The sequence below is a fragment of the Butyrivibrio sp. XB500-5 genome, from assembly GCF_003625505.1.
Lineage (GTDB): Bacteria > Bacillota > Clostridia > Lachnospirales > Lachnospiraceae > Butyrivibrio.
In genome coordinates, this window is the sequence record NZ_RAIS01000006.1 from 232806 (window position 1) to 252515 (window position 19710).

Genomic DNA, 19710 nt, shown 5'->3' on the forward strand with positions numbered 1-19710 from the left:
TCTTATCTGATTATCTTTATGACACCCCGAAGAAGAATTGTGCTATCATATTTATGTTGTAATTCGGAGGTTGTCATGACAGATTTTTATGAATCCAATAACGATATTTTCAGTTTGCTTCCCGTGCAGGTCTATCGTCACGATCTGGACGGCAATCTTATCTATTCACCGCTTCACTGGCACAGAAGCATTGAGCTTACTGTCACACTGACCGGCAATATTCGTTTTAATACGGGCAGCAGTCACTTTGACATGAAAGAATCCGATTGGATCTTAGTTAACAGCTGCGAGCTTCATTCCTGCAGTTATCTGTCTTTAAACGACCACTTCACAGGTATCAGCTTTATCATCTCCAATCCATTCATTGAGAAATGGCTTGGAAAGAATCTTTTCTTTTTTAATCCCGGAAATAAGCAGGTGACAAAAGAGATCAAGAAGATTGCTCAGGTTGTCTACAACTTAGATCCGAATGATGAAGATTATCCTTTTCTTCTTATGAGCAATACTTATGCACTCTTGGGTATTCTCTATAAGTTCTGCAAATCCGAAGGAGAATCTTCAAAAGCCGGTATGAACAGTTCCGATGTGACCGTCCGCTTTACCGAATATATCGAAAATCATTATCGCGAGGATATTTCCTACGAAACAATGGCCGATCATTTCAAATACAATCCGACTTATTTCTCAAGACTCTTTAAGGAGTCTCTTGGTGTGAATTTCCATTCATACCTTAATTTTGTACGAGCAAGTCACGCCGCAGAGCAGTTGTCATCGGGAAAGACCAATCTTACGGACTGCGCTTTCGAGAATGGTTTTCCCAATGTAAAATCATTTATCACAACCTTTAAAAAGCTCTACGGATGCACGCCCGGCGCTTTTATGCAAAGTAAGCATAAATCTGAATCATAACAATTAGGGAGCGCCTTATGTGCTTCCTATATCATCCCTTTACGCTTCCGGCTACTACGCCTTCAATGATGTACTTCTGTCCTATCAGATAAAAGGCAAGTACAGGAAGAATTCCAAGTAAAAGTCCTGCCATCATAGGTGAATACTCAGCCGAATGATTGGTAAGGAATGTTTTTATGGCGATCGCAAGTGTCTTGGAATGAGACTTTGTAAGGAAAAGACTCGACATAAGATAGTCGTTCCAAACACCCATTGCAACGAACACCGTTACAGTGATAATAATAGGTTTTAAGAGAGGCATTATTATCCTGAAGAATGTAAGTGCAAATCCGCAGCCATCAATCCTTGCAGCTTCGTCAAGCTCTTCCGGAATTCCTTCAGTGAATCCCTTATAAAGAAATACGGCAAACGGAAGGTTAAGTCCTACCGCGATATATACAACCATAAGAAGGTTGTTGGAAAGTCCGAAAACTCCCGCATAGATCTTTACAAGAGGGATCATGTAAACCTGGAAAGGCGCGACCATTGAAGCAAGGAACATTCCAAATACGATCTTATTCAATTTCCATTTTTTTCTTGCAAAAAGATATCCCGTCATACTTCCGATGAACATGTTAAAGATAACTGTGAGAACAGTGATCGTAGCTGTATTGGAAAGTGCCTTCCAAAAGTCCATTCTCACAATGGCAATGCTGTAGTTCTCAAGTGTAAAGTTCTTGGGAAGTGCAAAAGGTGCCTTTATAAATTCAGGTGTAGGTTTAAATGTGTTGTTTATAAGCACAAAGAACGGAACCATGAAAAGGATGAGAATAACTGCAGTAACGACAAATAAAAGAGTCTTTTTATCTTTTCTTTTCATCATTGTTCATCTACCCCCTTCCTTGTGAAATAAACCTGTAAAAGTGAAATAACGGCAACGATCACGAAAAGTACGATCGCCTGTGCCTGGCCCTTACCGAACTCCATGCTGGTAAACGCCGTCTGATAAATCTTGTATGCGATGAGCTCTGTTGATTTGTAAGGTCCTCCGGCTGTAAGTGAGAGGTTCATATCAAAGGACATGAATGTTCTTGATATGGAGAGGAAGATACAGATCGCTGTAGAGTTCTTGATAAGAGGAAGCTTAACGTTCTTAACAACCTCAAAAGCAGTTGCTCCGTCAACATAGGCAGCCTCAATCAGTTCTTTGGGAACACTTGTAAGGCCCGCGATGTAGATAACCATAAGATATCCGGAAAGCTGCCAAGCGCTTACGATGATAAGTGCTATAAGAGCTCTTGTGGGATTGGTGAGCCATGAAGTCTTCATCCACTCCACTCCTATACTCTTACCGAAAGCCGTGAGTGCATAAGAAAAGATGAAATTCCAGATATATCCGAGGATGATTCCACCGATGATGTTGGGAGTGAAAAATCCTGTTCTGAAAAAGTTCTGTCCCTTTATTCCGCTTGTAACGGCAAGTGCGAGAAGAAACCCTATAAGGTTACTTGCAATAACCGTAAACAATGCGTAGATAACCGTCTTAACAAAAGACGTGATAAAGGTCGCATCGGAAAATACATCAAGATAATTCTTTATCCCGACATAATTGATCTGCATGGCAAGTCCGTTCCAATCGGTGAATGTGATCCATATTCCATAGATAAAAGGAACAAGGACAACACTCGCCCAGATGATCAGAGCCGGAAGTCCAAAGCCCGAAAAGCAAAAGATATCATTTAATCTTCTTCTGTAATTCTTAGTCATAGTTTTTCCTTTTAAAGAAGCGGGAAGCACTCGACTCCCCGCTTTATTGTTTTTCCGGCGAAGCCCCGCGAAGGAACTTACTTCCGTCCGCGGGAACCGGTGGGTTTAACAGATTATCTCTTCTCCTGGTGTGACCAGTACTCGTCAAGTTTTGCTGCAAGTGTAGCTCTGTCTGACTGACCTGCAAGATACTCACACATATATGCTCCGCACTCATACCAGATGTCTGAAGGAGCAAGGTTGGGTGTTCCATAGAAGTCATATGTAAGACCCTGAGCGATGTAGTTCGCTGTTGCAAGACCAAGAGGGCTCTCGATCTCTGCCTGGCAGTTCTTGTAAGGAAGAGCCTGTCCTGTTACCTTAACCATCTGCTCAAGTGCATATGTATCTGATGTGATGAACTCGATGAACTTAAGGCCTGCAGCCTGCTGAGCCTCTGTATTCTGGCTCTTGTCGATGCAGTAACCCTTAGCATAAGATGTTGCAATGCTCTGGTTGAGAACGTCGCCGGGGTCATCACTGTGAGGAACGGGAAGAAGTCCGAACTCCTGACCTTCTGAAACGATAGGTCCAAGGAAAGTCCAAGCCCAGTCACCCATGAACCATGTTCCGCACTCACCTGCTGCAAGTGCCTGAGCGTCAATGTTAACATCTCCTACAAGGGGATCTGCAGCATTGTGGTTGTACTTAGCCATCATATCGAATGTATCCATATAACCGTTGAATACTTCGTTGTCGATTTCTTTTGTCTTTCCTTCGATGATGCTGTTTACATAATCAACTCTGTCCTGTGTTGATCCGATAGCACCGCCGTATGCCTGGCAAAGCCAGTGTGAACCAAGTGACCAGTTAACACCTGTAAAGCATGTAGCGTCAACGCCTGTTGCCTCGATCTTCTTGAAGAGATCCTCAAGGTCTGATCTTGTCTTGATTGTTGAAGGATCGAAATCTCCGCCTACTGCCTTGTCGCAAACTTCCTTGTTGTAAAGGATTCCAACGCCTGCAGCTGTCTGAGGAACAGCGTAGATCTTGCCGTCAAATGTCATTGTGCTGAGAGCGTTCTCTTCGATATTTGCAATAACGGGCTCATTTGTAAGCTCGAGCATTCTCTCCTGGTTCTCCCAGATGTTTATGGGATCCATAAGTGAAACTGTAGGGCCTTCGTTACTAGCATAAAGAGCCATCCACTGCTGAAGCTGATCATCACCTGCAGCGATGTACTCAACTTTGATATTGGGATTGATTCTCTCGAATTCAGCGATGATGTCCTGGAACATCTGATCCTTACCTGTCTCTGTTGTGTAGAAAGAGATCTCTACATTCTCCAAAGACTCTGAAGGAGCTGCAGCTTCGGAAGGTGCTGCCTGAGCATCCTGTGCAGGAGTTGCATCCTCTGAAGGAGCAAATGAGTCTGCACTCTTAACTCCGCATCCTGCAAGGGCTGTCATGATCATGGAGATTCCCATAACCATAGATAATAATTTCTTTTTCATGTATAAGTATCCTCCTTTTTGAAATACCCCGGTTTTTTTATTAATTTGATTGTATTAACAAAACCTTTTTCGTTCTTTCCCTTATTTAACCTTTGGATTGTCAAAAATTATCTTTTTGTTATCCCTTAACGGCGCCGACTATTACGCCTTTTACAAGATATTTTTGTACAAAAGGATAAATAATGACAATCGGGAGTATTCCGATAACCGCCATAGCCATTCTTACCGAAGTACTCGGAAGCTCTACAGCGCCTGTTCCGAGGAGTGATGCGTTCGAGTTTGAACGAAGCGCCTGGATATTACTCATTATCTTCATGAGAAGCTGCTGAATACTGTAGAACTTCTCGTTATTTACATAGTAAAGACCGTTGGTCCAGTCGTTCCAATAAGCTATTCCCGTAAAAAGACTTATCGTAGCGACAGCAGGTATCGCAAGTGGAAGCATGACCTTGAAAAAGATCTTAAATTCACTTGCACCGTCAAGCTGCGCCGCTTCTATAAGAGAATCGGGAACGCTGTTCTGGAAATAGTTTTTTACAAGTATTACGTTAAAAGCGGTAACAAGGTAGTTAGGGATCATAAGAGCCCAGATCGTATCCTTGATATGGAAAAATCTTGTCCACATGATGTATGAAGGTACGATTCCGCCGTTAAAAAGCATTGTGAAGAATACAAAAAACGCCAGTGCGTTTCTGTATTTGTATGATTTCCTCGACATCGGATATGCGAGCATTGTTGTAAGAAGCACACTGATCGCGGTTCCGGCAAAGGTAACAAGGAATGATATTCCGTATGATCTAAGTATCAGTCTTCCTTGCTTGATCATGTAGTAATAGGCATTGAGACTGAGCTCTTTGGGGATAAATCTGTATCCGTCTCTTACAAGTGCGGTCTCTGCCGTAAACGAAGCCATTACTATCAAAACTATCGGGAGCATGGCGAATACTACGAGAATAGTCAGTATGATCGTGGAAACTCTGTTAAATGTTTTACTCTCTGTCATCTCCATCTCCTTAGAAAAGTGCATTGTCCGGGTCGATCTTACGGACAGTAAAATTAGCCAAAAGAACTAAGATAAAGCCGACAAATGACTGATAAAGGCCCGCCGCAGCAGACATTCCGACGTCATTTAGTTCCATAAGTCCTCTGTAAACATAGGTATCGATAGTCTGTGTTACGTTAAAGAGTGCACCTGAGTTTTGAGGAACCTGATAAAAAAGTCCGAAATCGGAATAGAAAATTCTTCCTATAGACATAAGCACAAGTGTGATTATCGTAGGCTTAAGTAATGGAAGCGTGATCTTAAAGATCTGTGTCATCTTATCCGCTCCGTCTATAGCGGCTGCTTCATAGATAGATTTATCTATTCCGGATATGCTGGCCATGTAAACGATTGACTGGTAACCCATATTTTTCCATAGGAAAACTATGATAAGAATTGCCGGCCAGGGACCCGTTGTAGCGTACCAGGACACGGGGTTTATCCCCAGTGTCCTAAGTACGGTATTGTTTAAAAAGCCTGAATCCGCATTTAAAAATGCGTAAACTATAAATCCTATAACAACCCAGGATAAAAGATTGGGTAATAGCAAAAGAGCCTGAAAGCCTTTTACTCTTTTTCTGTCTCCGAGCTCACACATCATGATGGCAACGGCTATCGCAAGTATTGTTCCTATGATGATAAATGCGATGTTATAAAGCACCGTATTTCTTGTCATGATGAATGCGTCTTTAGTCTTAAAGAGGAATTTAAAATTATCAAATCCGCAAAAATCGCTTCCGAAGATTCCCTTCTTTAAGCTGTATTTCTTAAATGCCAGAAATACTCCGAACATCGGTATGTAGTTGTTTATAAGAAGATATATCACTCCGGGAAGTGCTATCAAAGAAAGGGGCAGATTTTTAAACCTCTTCTTTTTGCTTTTCATAGGTGTCTCTTTCACTCCTTTACCATCCAAAGTCATTACTTGGAAGCCTTCCAGGCATCAAGCTGTGCCTGCTTCTCGTTAAGAATATCCTGATATCCCGCATCGTTAAGAGCCTGGATAAACTTATCTATCTCTGTGTCGGGATCAAGGCTTCCGCAGATAAGTCCGGGAAGATACTGTGATATTACGTTAAGTACCGCTGTGTACTGAGTCTTTACATTGCTTGAATCAAAGGTAAATCCCATAGCGGGTGAAGTCTTGGCGTTCTTGTTCTGATCAAGCTCCCACTGAAGTGAATCAGGGTTAGCTACGCCCATCTGGTACATGTTAAAGAAGTTTCCGAGTGTTCCGCATGAAAGCTGTGCTGTGTAAGGAACTGTAGCAGCATCCTGTCCCTCGGGATAAGATACGGAGCCGTCAGCGTTCTTTACATAGTCTCTTCCTTCGATACCGTAGATAAGAAGGTTGATAACCTCGGGATCTGTGTATGTAAGGTCAAGGAACTTAAGAGCAGCTTCGGGAACATCTGTAGTTGATGCGATCATGAATGTGATCGCATTGATATCACTTGTTGAAAGGTAAGCATCACCGATGATCTTTGCTCCAAGGTCATAACCTGCAACCTGAGCTTCAAGTGAAACTGCCGTATCCTCTTCGGGATAGCTGTATGCGGCAAGATATCCGAAGTAGTTACCTGAACTCATTGTCTCTGCAGCGGCTGAGTTGGTTGTAGCGGCATCCTGCATAACAAGACCGTTGTTGTACCAGCCTCTTACAAGCTTGCAAAGATCCTTAAATCTGTCTGTTCCGTAAAGATCTGTAACTGTAAGATCATCACCCATAAGTACGCCGATGGGTTTATATCTGTCATCGTTAAGGAAATCAACTTCGCCGTAGTTTGTTGAAAGTCCGATTTCTCCTGTCTGAACGGCCGCAAGAGGGATCATATCGGGATGTCCTGCTTTAACTGTTTCAAGAACAGAAGTTACATCCTCGATTGAATTAACCTTGCTCATGTCAATATTAAGCTCGTCTGCAATGTCCTGACGATAGATGAGCATGGGTGTAAGCGCGATAGGTTTCATAGTGGGGATACCGTAGAGAACTCCGTTTGACTTGCAAGCTTCAAGCCAGCTGTCACCGACTATCTCTTTTGCACCGGGAGCATAGGTATCGATCATGTCAGTGATGTCGTAGCACATGTCAGTTGAAACATATGAACCGAAATCACCGAGTGATTCAAAGATATCAATCTTCTCTCCGCCCTGGAGTGCAAGATTGATCTTGCTGGAATATTCGAAGATCTGAATGGGCATAAGAGTTATCTCTGCTCCGATCTTCTCTCTTGTTATCTTGTTGATGGCTTCTTCAACCTCATCAAGATCTTCTTCTGTGGGAATATTATTGAAAGTACAATAAGCATAGGTGACCTGGTCATAAGACCCGTCTTCCTTAGAAACTGCGGCATCTGTAGAACCCGCGTCGGGCTGTGCCGTAGGATCTGAACATGCAACAGCCGTGAATGCCATTGCTGCTGTAAGAACTAATGCCAGAATACGTTTTACGTTTTTCATTATAATAGAACCTCCCTTTTTTGATGGTTTAAGATTATCATTCGAAAAAAAGTGATTCTTTAAAAAAAGCGATATTAATTTTCAAAAAAACGCCTTACCATATTTCCGGTTATTTTTTCCTATATTTTGTCGGTGATACTCCTTCAAGCTTTTTGAATGTAGTGGAAAAATAGGTAAAGTTGTCAAACCCCACCTTTTCTGCGACGTCGCTGACTCTCTCTCCCCTGTCAAGCAGGAGCTTGGCTTGTTCAACCCTGCAAGCGGCTATAGCTTCATTGATCGAGATACCGGTTTCTTTCTTGTAGACCTTGGAAAGGTACTCGGGAGCAAGGAAAAACTCCTCCGCTATCTCATTTCGACCGATGTGCTCCTTATAATGTTGACGAATATACGCATTTATTTTATCACAAACAGTGAAGCTCTTCAGAATTTTTTTCTCATACTCAAATGTGGCATCAAGAAGATAGTTTGCCCACTTTATCATGTCGATAACAGATTTTGTCGCATTCTTTTCAAGCTTACCAAGGTTTTCATCCTCAATAAGCCCGATAGCTCCGATCTGTTTTTTGCCAAGATATGTATAGACGATCTGCTGAATTTCTTTAACAAGCCTGTTCAGGGCATCATCGGTAAGTGCATTGCCCTTGGAAGTCTCGTTTAAGCTGGTTTTGATAATGCTCATAAATTCCATCTTATTATTTGATGAAAGAAGCGCTTCAAGCTTCGCAGAATCAAGGTTTATCCCCAATGAGCTGCGATTTTGAGCCACATCCTCCTCGCAAAACGTTGTTCCGAAATAGGATACGTTCTTTTGGATAAGGCCTTTTATTGTCTGATATGCATCGTAAAACTCATGCATTTGGACACATCTTCCGATGCATGTAGTCATCTCAGAGAATAATATCTTCTTTTGCTGCGTAAGAAGGACCTTGGATTTTTCTAAGATATCTCTTTTGGACAGCTCTTCTTTTCCTTCTTCCACGGGCACGATTGAAACGATAAACACTTCTCCGCCGACTTCAAAACCGGTTATAAAATTAGCCTGCGGATCGCCCAAAAGGACTTCCATGTGGATATTTTCCAGAATGAAGAGAATGAGGCTTATACTTATCATTTCTCTGTCTTTTTCAATACCTGAAAGCCTTGATACAACGAGTCTGTAAAGGCCCTTCGGGTCAACATCAAGTCGCCTTGAAGCTATTTCTTTTTCTATATCCGAAGCACTCGGCGAGATCTTCGAAGTAAGAATATCCATCCAGAAATTGTTATAGAGCCTTGCTGTGTTCTTTTTTGCCCACTTGCCAAGCTCGCTGGTTTCTTTGATATTTCTTTTGTCCAAAAGATCACCGATCATCTTGCGGAGCGTCGCCTCCATAACATGAACATCAAAGGGCTTAAGGAGATACTCAAAAACGTGGAGTTTCATTGCACTTGTAGCATAATCAAAGCTTTCATGGCACGTCAAAAAGAGGAACTCTCCGTCAAGTTCCTGTTCCCTATACCATTTTAAAAGCTCAATACCGCTTCCCTTAGGCATCTCAATGTCACTGATGACAATATCGATAGGCTCATCCGAAAGGATTTTCTTGGCTTCTTTGATATTGTACGCGATGAAAACATCGTCCACATCAAGTGATGACCAATCCACGGTATCCCTGATGACATCAACGGTTGCAATGTCATCATCAACAATAAGTACTCTCATAATGCTCCTTTAATCTATGTTTATCCTTGCATGCTCATCCACTTCGTGTTTGGGCGTTCTCGGAATATACATCGTATTCTTACAGCCGTGCGGCTCGATATTACTGATCTCAAAAAGATCGTTTCGTTCATACATGATCTCAAGAATTCTCTTGATGCTAAAGAGCCCCACTCTGCTTCCGTCCTTAGGTGTAGTCGATAAGCTGTTGTTAAATTCATCAAGGATATTCTCGGGGTATCCGCTTCCGTCGTCCTCAATCACGATCCTAAGCATTTCCTCGTTATCTCTTTTTACCGGTTCTGCCTTGATCAGGATCGTCAGCATCGAGTTAATGTCGACGGCGTATTTGTACTCGTTCTCGATCACCGTATGAATGAGCATCTGCGGGATATTCCAGTCTCTTACATCGTCCGCTGCATCAATGTAGAAAAAGACACAGCCCGGATATTTAAGCTCCTGCATTTCAAAATAGTTCTCGACGTGCCTTATCTCTTCATCAAGCGTAACCGTATGAAGTCCCGATCTGAACATATATCTTATGTTCTTGGATAAAGAGTCTATGTAGCGCCTTATTTCCTCATTTTTGCCCTGCTGAGAAAGACTTGATATAGTTGTCATCGCATTCAGGAAAAAGTGAGGTCTTATCTGTAATTTAACCGCTTTAAGCTCGGTCTCCTGAAGCGTTATCTGCTTCTCATAAGACTTGATCTTAAGTCCCATGATCTCATCCATAAGCTTATTGAACGTGTTCTTTAAAAGATTGAACTCCTTGCTTCGGAATTCATCGGATATTCTAAGCTCATAGTCGCCGAGCTGTATCTTTTCCATGTTTCTTTGAAGCTTTCCGACCGGCTTTATGATGCTCTTTCTAAGGTGTCTTATCATGAACATTGTATAAGCAAAGAGGATCAGGATAATCGTCAGCATCGCCCATACATCAAGCTGAAGGAATTTAAAGCTGAAAGTCTCCTTGGCGTACGCTCTTATGCGGTAGTTCTCGGCGCCGAGCACATATTCTTTTCCCCTGGGGGCAAATTCCGTGATATCAACAAGCTTATCTCCCTCCTTGACGTCACCCGGCTTTTCACCAAATATCCCCCAGATCACCTTGCTTTCGGGCTCGTAAAGCACAATCGCCATCTCTGAGAGGTCACCTGTATTACCTGTCCCCAAAAAACTATTCATGGAAATATATACGGCCGCCGCTTCATTCTGCCATACGTAAATCTTATAAAGGTATGATGCATCTCCTATCTTTTCAATCTTCCAGTCGGCTTTCGCGCGTCCCAAAGACGCTTTTTCCATGGTAAAAGATCTCAGATAATCCCTGTCTTTATAGCTTATTGTAGTGTTGGAAAAATCAAGACAAGTATTGTAGGTACTCTCCGCGATAACAAAAGTAACTTTGTTTTGATTGGCTGATACCGCCTCTTCCATCATCTCTTTTAACCTGACGGAGGCGTAGTATCTGTCGGATTCCTTGCCACTCTTAAGCATGCTGTAATTGTCGTTTTTGTAGATCATCTGCTCAAGGAGCATGTCGGCGTACTGTATCTTATTGTCCAGCTCGCGCCCATACACCTCAACAAGATTCTCAGCCGAAGAAACCTGCGAACTCCTGATGTTTCTGTACGAATTGTTGACGTACACTCCAAAAACGGCAGCAATAAGAATGCTTTGGATAACTATGAATATTATGGTCTTACGAATGACCGAAGATTCGCTCTTAATGCGCATATGGGAACGCCCTCATAATCTGCTTATAATCTTATAATAGCCACAAAAGACACTTTCCCCTTGCCCCCGGAAAAGTGTCTTAATTATAAACGTCTATATTCAATTATTAACACAAATAAAGTTATCCGACAAGCCAGTCGTACATTTCCTGATATTTCTCGGCTGAAACCCTCCAGGAGAAATCAACGGCCATGGCTCTGTCGATCATCTTGTTCCATTCGCGCTTCTTGTCATAGAATACGTGCTCGGCCTGGCGAATGGTATCAAGCATCTCGTGAGCGTTGTAATTAAGGAATCCAAAGCCGGTTCCGGTTCCTTCGTACTTGTTATAAGGCTCAACGGTGTCGATAAGTCCGCCTGTCTGCCTTACAATCGGGATTGTTCCGTATCTGAGTGCCATGAGCTGTGAAAGTCCGCAGGGTTCAAACAGTGAAGGCATCAGGAACACATCGGATGCGGCATATATCTTGTGTGACATAGGTTCCGAATAATAGATATTGGCGGAAACCTTGTCATTGTACTTCCAGTCGAAATGTCTGAAGGAGTTCTCATACTGCTCTTCGCCTGTACCGAGAACAACAAGCTGGATTGCATCCTGACAAAGCTCATCGAGGATACAATTGATAAGATCAAAGCCCTTCTGGTCGGTAAGTCTTGAAACGATACCGATCATCATGCACTTATCGTCTTCTTTAAGTCCAAGCTCCTTCTGAAGAGCTCTCTTATTCTTGATCTTTTCCTTGCGGAAATTGATTGCGTTGTATTTGTACGGGATATACTCATCGGTCTCGGGATTGAACTCATCGTAATCAATACCGTTGACGATACCTCGAAGATCGCCCGCTCTGGCTCTTAAGAGTCCGTCGAGGTCTTCTCCGTAAAACTCGGTCTTAATCTCCTCGGCGTACGCAACACTAACGGTTGTGACAGCGTCGGAATAAACAATACCGCCCTTTAAAAGATCGGCGTCCTTAAAGAGTCCAAGCTTATCCGATGTAAAGTAGAAATCGGGAAGTCCCGTGATATCTCTTACAGTCTTAATATCCCATTTTCCCTGGAACTTAAGATTGTGGATGGTCATAATGGCCTTGATGCCTCTAAAGAACTCATTTCCCTGAAATCTCTCTTTGAGATATACGGGAACAAGTCCGGTCTGCCAGTCATGGCAGTGAATGATATCGGGTCTGAAATCGATGACGGGAAGAATTGAAAGTGCTGCCTTGGAAAAGAAGGCAAATTTCTCAATCTCAAAAACTGTGTCATCCCCGTAGGGCTTCATTCCGTTAAAATAAAACTCATTGTCAATAAAATAGTACTTAATGCCGTCAACTTCAGCCTTGAAGATACCTACATACTCATTCTTCCAATGGAAATCCATGTAGAAGTTGGATATATATTCCATCTTATCTTTCATTTGCTGGCTGATGCATTTGTACAAAGGTAAAATGACACGAACGTCAAAGTATCTTTTATCGATCTCTTTGGGAAGAGAGCCCACAACATCGGCAAGTCCTCCCGTTTTGATAAAAGGCACTCCTTCTGAAGCCACAAACAGGATTTTTTTCATTATTCTGACATCTCCTCATACTTTGCGGATTGCATAGCTATAAGTTCTTTATCGTCGAAATAATTGATCTTCATTGCATTCTTAACATCGGAAAGAGTCTGCGCAGCAACTTCCTTGGCTACTTCGCTGCCCTTTCTGAGGACTTCGTATACATAAGGAATATCCTTCTGGAATTCCTTTCTTCTGGTTCTGATGGGTTCAAGCTCAGCCTGGAGTACGCTGTTGAGGAACTTCTTGACCTTAACGTCTCCGAGTCCGCCTCTCTTGTAATGATCCTTCATCTCCTGAAGACATGTATATTCGGGAGCAAATTCAGCAAAATGCTCATCCCTTGCAAACGCGTCAAGATAGATGAATACAGGATTGCCCTCCACTTCACCGGGATCCTCTACTCTCAAATGATTGGGATCTGTGAACATGCTCATAACCTTCTTCTTGATGGAATCGGGCTCCTCCGACAAATAGATGCAGTTGCCGAGTGACTTACTCATCTTGGCCTTGCCGTCTATTCCGGGAAGTCTTAAGCATGCAGCATTATCGGGAAGCAGGATCTGTGGTTCTACAAGTGCTTCACCGTATACAGAATTAAATTTTCTTACGATCTCTTTGCACTGCTCAAGCATGGGCTCCTGGTCTTCTCCGACAGGAACGGTCGTAGCCTTAAAAGCAGTGATATCTGCAGCCTGGCTGATAGGATATGTAAAGAATCCGACAGGGATACTTGTTCCGAAGTTTCTCATCTGAAGTTCGGTCTTAACTGTAGGATTTCTCTGAAGTCTTGATACAGTAACGAGATTCATGTAGTAGAATGACAGCTCTGTCAGTTCAGGAATCTGTGATTGAATAAAGAGTGTAGACTTGGCGGGATCAAGGCCTGCCGCAAGATAATCCAGCGCTACCTCAATGATATTCTGACGAACCTTCTCCGGGTTGTCTGCATTATCTGTAAGAGCCTGTGCATCGGCGATCATAATAAAAATCTTATCGAACTCGCCGGAATTCTGAAGCTCCACTCTTCTCCTTAAAGAGCCTACGTAATGTCCTACATGGAGCTTACCTGTAGGGCGATCTCCGGTCAAAATAATCTTACTCATCTTGATGAATCTCCTAAATAATCTAGTTTAAAAATGTATATATAGAATACCTTATTTTAACTTGAGTGACAATGCGTATTGATCTTGAGAAACTTTGATTATCACATTTCTGGTATTCTTGGTCGTACCGAGAAGCCCAAACGCCTCAGAAAACAGCGCTACACCGAACTTCAGCTTGCCATGGCACCTATTTTCGACAGCTCTGTCAATCTCGTTCATGATACTTGCCATAACTCTTTCTCGAAGTCCCCATGTATCAAGAAGAGATAAGATCTCATCAACGGTAACGCACGCCATAACGGTTCTGACCTGACTTGATGTACCACCGACGATTGCTGTATGAGCCGCAAATATCTCCCTTCTTCCGTCGGATGCATAGGAATTGGTATTCATAATTCCCGCAGCAAGCTTAACAAGCTTACCCGCGTTTCCTACAAGAAGAATGCTCTCTATTCCCGCATTAACGGCAGCGTCAATCGCAAAGCCGGGGAAATTAAAGCAATATATGGATGTATTAAGAGACACATGAAGGTTTCTGTAAACGTCGTCGGCGCAATAATTACCGGGAGAAATGATCAGGTTGTTAACTCCCATCGCCATCTGTTTCTCTATCTGATTCTCAATGGAGCCCACGATATCTCTTTGATGAACCTGCGATACCGTTCCACATTCACCCATAATGGTAATTCCGCCCGCAAAAGCGCTCTGTCCGACTGTCTGCTTGGCAGCTATCATCATTCCCTCGGGACAACTTACGGTGATAAGAAGAAGCTGAGCTCCGTCCGCAGTTTCACATACATTGGCAACCGACTCAAAGATCATATTCCTTGCTTCTTTTTCAATAAGCGCTTCGCCTCTTTTAATTCCCGGAACCCCGTCAAAAGCAACACCTATGCCTTCTCCGCCCTTAATGAAAAGATTGCCGTATCTTGTATCAACATGTACACTGTCATCGACTTTACGAAAATCCGTTATCTTGGCAACATCAACATGAATCTCGGCGCGCTCTCTTATATCCGGAGCTGCTCCGCCCTCCATGATGGCATAGAAATGAGCGTGCTTCTCATCACAGTCATCTTCTACCTTGTAAACGGAAATGGTTCGTGAATTACCGCCCTGATGTTTGATCGTTACAAACTCGTAGTCAATTCTGAAAAGCAAACAAGCCGCAGCCGCTCTTGCAGCAGCTGCAGCACAATCTCCAGTTGTAAGTGGGCTAAGAATCAACCCCGCGTTTCTAGCCACATTACTGTCCATACCTAATCCTCGCAAACATTTTTTAGTTTGTTATTGTGATAAAATTATACTATATTTCGTTTGTAAGTTATTTATTATTTCGATTTACTTTATGCTTAATTTATAATTTGTCCATACTTTGTACAAATCTATTACTTAATATAATACTATCAGAAGTGAAAACTTCTGACTCCCCCAACAAAACTTTTTTCATACCGGGTCGATTGGCTCCCCACCGGTCGACCCCTCCTCCCAAAATTCCGCACCTAACCGATAGGTGCGTTTTCTTTTGTAGAGCACTTGCTGAGGTATTTTCGAAGATTAAGCTGTCATCTGTACGCTCTCAACGGTTTCTTCCGTTACGATGGAATCCGTCTTTCTGGGGGCTCTTACTCCAAAACTTCCGTTATATCTGATCTCTTTGAGGATCTTACGTACGTTCTTGGTATCTTTTGCGATCTGCTCGGCGCTTTCGCAAATAACCGTGGGAACGCCGCTTCCGCTCATCTCTACGCGAAGCCCTGCATCCTTAAGTGCCTTGAATGCCTTTAATTTATCTGTTGTACTTATCTGATCTAATTCGTTATCGTTCTTTGCCATATATATTGTGCCTTTCTATTTTTCTACACACAATATATCACATTTCATCGGCGTTTTCAAACGTTTGTTCTCCAAAATTCGTATATGCTTTTATAAAAAAGTCCTTGTCACTCTGACTTTCCAGAAATGCCTCGTCATCAGACAGATAGTAGCTGTTTCCGCTCGCAGAATAATTGTTTTCAAAGCTTCCCGTTAGGTTCTTCCACTCATCATAATTCTTGGGACTTATATTGTCGGCCGCAGCTTCAAAGACAAGCTGCTGTTCACGCACGGGCTTTATGACTACAAGGAAGGTATCTCCCTTTTTAAGCTCTATGCCGCTGATACCGGAGTTCTTATCGTCTTCCGTGTCCTGTCCCGCATCAATCGGAAATGTATGAAAACCTGCACTTACAGCCGAAATCTTCTGCGAATACACAAGCTCTTTTAACTTATTAAGATCGATCTTACCGTCCGTTGCTTCAGCATTCTTATAGATTTCTGCCTCATACTGCCCGTAGCAATCAAGACTCATAAATCCGAAAGCCTTCAGGGTTTCATCAGCCTGCGCTTCATACATTACTGCGTATGGCTTAGCGGTATTTTTATATGCAAAAACGGTATTTAGTGAATCATCAAGAGTGCTCTCCAAGTTGGTAAGAAAGCCCGCCACCTGATAATTGTTGTCATAAAAATCACTGTCACTCTTTGCCGCAACGGAATATGCGGAAATACTGTCTATAGACAACGTGTCGTCATAATACGAAAGATAAAAGAAGCCCTTGTCTCCCGCTGTATCTCCCCAGCTGTTCTTGCAAAGCCAAGCTCCGTTTCCGAAAGGTCTTGAGCTGAAATTGGCGGCACTGTAATCATCATCCCATCCGATTATCGAAATCTCGTGATCGGCGGTCGGAATCTTCTCACCTTCAAAAAATGAATAGAGCGATCTGTGACTGTTTTTCCAAAACTTCTCAGCTGAGTTGACGCCCGCAGTAACAGCTCCGTGCTTAAGGATCATTCTTTTTATAAGCTCGTTGTTTGAAATATAGCCTCTCACCTGACTTACGTCCTGTACGTGAAAATCGGCGTCATATGCTCCGGAAGGCTTATCCTTGTTGTCCTTAAACAAATATTCGCTGCCGTAAATACTCTTAAATGCGTTGTTGCCTTTCTCGTAAACAGGGCCTTTCCACGCGGTAAGAAGACTTATGCAATAATCGGTAACCCCACCGACAGCGACGTAACCTGTGTCATAATCAAATATCCAGGCGTTTTCTTCGTTATCGGGATTTACAAGCACTCTGTAATCGTCATCTAGGTACCCGCCAACAGAACCCGTTGTTTTATGCACGTTGTAATACGCAAGATGCTTTTCCGAAAGATTGAGATTCTTATATGAGATATCTTCGTGGTTCTTTAAAATATCACTCTCGATAGCTCCTATCGCCGCATACGCCCAGCACAAATATGAATAGCCCTGGTCTTCCGGCTCAGTCACATAGCACTTACCGCCATCGTTTCGCGCATCGTATTTACTTGGAAGAGGTGTAGATAAAAGATATTCCGAATCGATCGGAGTTACGTCCTTAAATTCATCATTTGCAAAAAAGGCTTCTTTTCCGGCATCTGAAACCGTAACAGCCTCGTTTATGACACATATATCATCAGCATTCAATTGGTCCACGATCTCTTTTGCCGACTGATTTTCAGAGCTTGAACCTTTACCCGCATTCCCCTGCTCTCCTTCCGAAAATGAACCGCCGGGCCCTGGGTCCTTTTCGCCCGAAACAAGTGCCAGCTGGTCGTCTTCCGGAACATCGACAACCGTTACCTCTCCGTCTCGTCTCGCGGGATTGGCGGGTTTTTGCTCTCTATGCATATGTGTAGAAATTCCCAAAGCGAGTGCCGCGATGAGAATTGCAGATATTCCTAACGCTAAAACCGTCTTTTTCTTCAAGTCCTTATCCCTCACGCTGCTATTTTTGCTTATTTTAAATAAGTTGTATTAAATGAACCGAATATTGACTGCGTTATATCTTTTGCAAATGCTTCATAATCGAGATAGTGAAAGCCGCTCTTCCAGCCGTCTACCACTTGAAGCATGGGGTACTCTTTTCCGTTAACCTTCCAGATGCTGTAGCCTGCGACTACGATCGTGTGATCCTTGTAAAAGCCCCTTGCTATATTCATGATAACCGGTCTTCCGCTGTCTATCTCTTTTTTGATGTGTCTGTCAAAGCTGAAGATGTAGTGACCTTTGCACTTAGCCTTGATTCCGTATTCTTTAAAAGCTTCTCTTGATATTCCCGAGATAAAAAAAGGTACTGTTCCGTGTTTGTCGCTGTAGCCATAGCTTTCCGCTATCTCTTCTACCTTTTTGTAAATAATATTTATTTCACTCGGAATACTCTGAATCTCATTTTTTTGTCTGTAATAATCAATCACTCTCGTAACCGCCACTACAGAGCAGTTTCTGGTGCGTCTTCCGCTTATTGTTTCCATGGAATCCGTGTTGATGGAAAGAGGACGACCTCTTTTTATCATGGTACCCATCTTACCGTACTGCTCCATAAGATAGTGCTGAATACTGAGAATTCCACCGTATGGTTTCTTTTTCATGCCTATTTTCCTGTAAAAATATTAGTTGTTACTAATGATTATAGCTCATTCTGTGGCTAAATATGATTATTTTGTGATTTTTTTGCGAACTTTATGTTTTTTGGGATATTTAAATGTATAATGAAGCTAGCTTAAATGCATTACATAATAGGGAAGGAAGCGAGGAGAATAACTCTATGAACGTATCGCCACGATCCTCAGATTCAGTTAGCCTCGGTTTGAATACTTATCACGATATCATTAAAGCTCCGGCTGTAGACCCTTTGACCGGTTTATGTTCCAAGGAACAATTTTTCTTACTAGCTAAAGACTTTGATAGGAAGCACCCTCTCGAGGGCGTTGATGCTATAGTTCTTAATTACAATAAATTCCACCTTATCAATGAGTTATACGGAAGAAAGTTTGGAGATAAAGTCCTTTGTGCAATAGCGGATTGCGTATCCGAGACTGCCAAGGAACACGGGGGCATCGCCTGCAGATATGATGCTGATAAATTCTACATGTACATCAAGCATCAGAAGAGCTACGAATTTTTGATACATCAGGTATCTGATAAACTTGCACATATGATGAAGACCCCTGACATTCGCGTCAGGATCGGTATATACCCCGATCTCTTCAAGGATGCAACCATTGAGCAGCGCTTTGACAGAGCAATGCAGGCTTGCAATTCCATCACTAAGGGGCACGCTACCTGTTACGAGATCTACGATTCCAAGATGCATGAAAAAGAGATGTTTGAGGCAAGGCTGCTGGACAGCATTGGCTCTGCTTTTGCTGAGAATCAGTTCTCTCTTGCTTTTCAGCCTAAGTACAACGTGCACGGTAATCTTCCCAAGCTTACGAGCGCTGAGGTTTTGATCCGTTGGAAGCATCCGGAATTCGGTCTTGTTAAGCCTGATTTCTTCATTCCTTTATTTGAAGAGAACGGTCTTATCAGACAGCTCGACAGATATGTATGGCGCGAGGCTGCGGCACAGATCCGCAGATGGAAGGACGAACTTGGATATTCAATTCCTGTATCCGTCAACGTTTCACGAGTTGATATCTTCGATCCCGACATTATAGATTACCTCAAGCAGCTCATTAAGGATTACGATATTGAGACCGGCGATCTTCATCTTGAGATCACTGAGACCGCTTATACAGATAATGTTGAACAGATTGTTTCTGTTGTAAAAGAGCTTCAGAGAGAAGGCTTTATGGTTGAGATGGATGACTTCGGTAAGGGCTATTCATCAATCAACATGCTAACCAATCTTCCGCTCGATGCACTTAAACTCGATATTGGATTTATCAAAGATATCACAGAGAACAACAAGGGTAAGAACTTACTCGGGTGCATTCTTGAGATTGCCAAGCTTCTCAACCTCACGGTAATCGCCGAAGGTGTCGAGAACTCCAAGCAGTATTTCCTTCTTAAGAACGCTGGATGCGATGAGATCCAGGGCTTCTATTTCTCAAAGCCCCTTGCATCGACAGAATTTAGAAATCTTCTGGTTTCGGAAGCATAAGATTATTTG

At 42.7% G+C, this 19710-nt stretch carries 16 protein-coding genes; 2 read left to right on the forward strand and 14 right to left on the reverse strand.

Annotated elements, in window-relative coordinates:
- Positions 1-75 precede the first annotated feature (75 nt).
- On the forward strand, positions 76-909 hold the full coding sequence (locus D6856_RS12050; protein WP_158588930.1) for a helix-turn-helix domain-containing protein: 834 nt from the start codon (positions 76-78) through the stop codon (positions 907-909).
- A 31-nt stretch (positions 910-940) separates the two neighbouring features.
- Here D6856_RS12050 and D6856_RS12055 read toward each other — a convergent pair whose 3' ends face one another.
- The 14 genes from D6856_RS12055 to D6856_RS12120 form a co-directional block, all read right to left on the reverse strand.
- Positions 941-1771 (reverse strand): carbohydrate ABC transporter permease, encoded by an 831-nt coding sequence (locus D6856_RS12055; protein WP_120687085.1) that lies wholly within the window; start codon positions 1769-1771, stop codon positions 941-943.
- A complete protein-coding gene (locus tag D6856_RS12060) occupies positions 1768-2655 on the reverse strand; it encodes a carbohydrate ABC transporter permease (protein WP_120687115.1) in 888 nt (295 codons plus the stop codon). The genes D6856_RS12055 and D6856_RS12060 overlap by 4 nt, the downstream gene beginning before the upstream one ends.
- A gap of 113 nt (positions 2656-2768) precedes the next feature.
- On the reverse strand, positions 2769-4148 hold the full coding sequence (locus D6856_RS12065) for an ABC transporter substrate-binding protein (protein WP_120687086.1): 1380 nt from the start codon (positions 4146-4148) through the stop codon (positions 2769-2771).
- Positions 4149-4266: 118 nt separating this feature from the next.
- Positions 4267-5151: a carbohydrate ABC transporter permease gene (locus tag D6856_RS12070; protein ID WP_243114086.1), complete on the reverse strand. Its 885-nt coding sequence runs from the start codon at positions 5149-5151 to the stop codon at positions 4267-4269.
- Between the two features lie 10 nt (positions 5152-5161).
- On the reverse strand, positions 5162-6076 hold the full coding sequence (locus D6856_RS12075) for an ABC transporter permease (RefSeq protein ID WP_092248853.1): 915 nt from the start codon (positions 6074-6076) through the stop codon (positions 5162-5164).
- Positions 6077-6111: 35 nt separating this feature from the next.
- Positions 6112-7650 (reverse strand): ABC transporter substrate-binding protein, encoded by a 1539-nt coding sequence (locus tag D6856_RS12080; protein WP_120687087.1) that lies wholly within the window; start codon positions 7648-7650, stop codon positions 6112-6114.
- A gap of 109 nt (positions 7651-7759) precedes the next feature.
- A complete protein-coding gene (locus D6856_RS12085) occupies positions 7760-9355 on the reverse strand; it encodes a response regulator (RefSeq protein WP_120687088.1) in 1596 nt (531 codons plus the stop codon).
- A 9-nt stretch (positions 9356-9364) separates the two neighbouring features.
- Positions 9365-11092, reverse strand: a complete 1728-nt coding sequence (locus D6856_RS12090) for a sensor histidine kinase (protein WP_120687089.1) — start codon at positions 11090-11092, stop codon at positions 9365-9367.
- A 121-nt stretch (positions 11093-11213) separates the two neighbouring features.
- The gene (gene glgA / locus D6856_RS12095) at positions 11214-12659 is read right to left on the reverse strand and encodes a glycogen synthase GlgA (RefSeq protein ID WP_120656969.1); all 1446 of its coding nucleotides are present in this window, start codon (positions 12657-12659) and stop codon (positions 11214-11216) included.
- Positions 12659-13753: a tryptophan--tRNA ligase gene (gene trpS / locus D6856_RS12100; RefSeq protein ID WP_092248797.1), complete on the reverse strand. Its 1095-nt coding sequence runs from the start codon at positions 13751-13753 to the stop codon at positions 12659-12661. The genes glgA and trpS overlap by 1 nt, the downstream gene beginning before the upstream one ends.
- 51 nt (positions 13754-13804) lie before the next feature.
- Complete coding sequence (gene cbiD / locus D6856_RS12105; RefSeq protein WP_120687090.1) at positions 13805-15010, reverse strand: cobalt-precorrin-5B (C(1))-methyltransferase CbiD; 1206 nt, start codon at positions 15008-15010, stop codon at positions 13805-13807.
- Positions 15011-15310: 300 nt separating this feature from the next.
- Positions 15311-15589 (reverse strand): hypothetical protein, encoded by a 279-nt coding sequence (locus D6856_RS12110; RefSeq protein ID WP_120687091.1) that lies wholly within the window; start codon positions 15587-15589, stop codon positions 15311-15313.
- 37 nt (positions 15590-15626) lie between these two features.
- A complete protein-coding gene (locus D6856_RS12115) occupies positions 15627-17525 on the reverse strand; it encodes a C1 family peptidase (RefSeq protein ID WP_120687092.1) in 1899 nt (632 codons plus the stop codon).
- Between the two features lie 29 nt (positions 17526-17554).
- Entirely contained in the window at positions 17555-18187 is a 633-nt protein-coding gene (locus D6856_RS12120) for a C39 family peptidase (protein ID WP_120687093.1), read from the reverse strand.
- Positions 18188-18363: 176 nt separating this feature from the next.
- Here D6856_RS12120 and D6856_RS12125 point away from each other — a divergent pair, with 176 nt between their 5' ends.
- Positions 18364-19701: a putative bifunctional diguanylate cyclase/phosphodiesterase gene (locus D6856_RS12125; RefSeq protein ID WP_158588931.1), complete on the forward strand. Its 1338-nt coding sequence runs from the start codon at positions 18364-18366 to the stop codon at positions 19699-19701.
- The last annotated feature ends 9 nt before the right edge of the window (positions 19702-19710 follow it).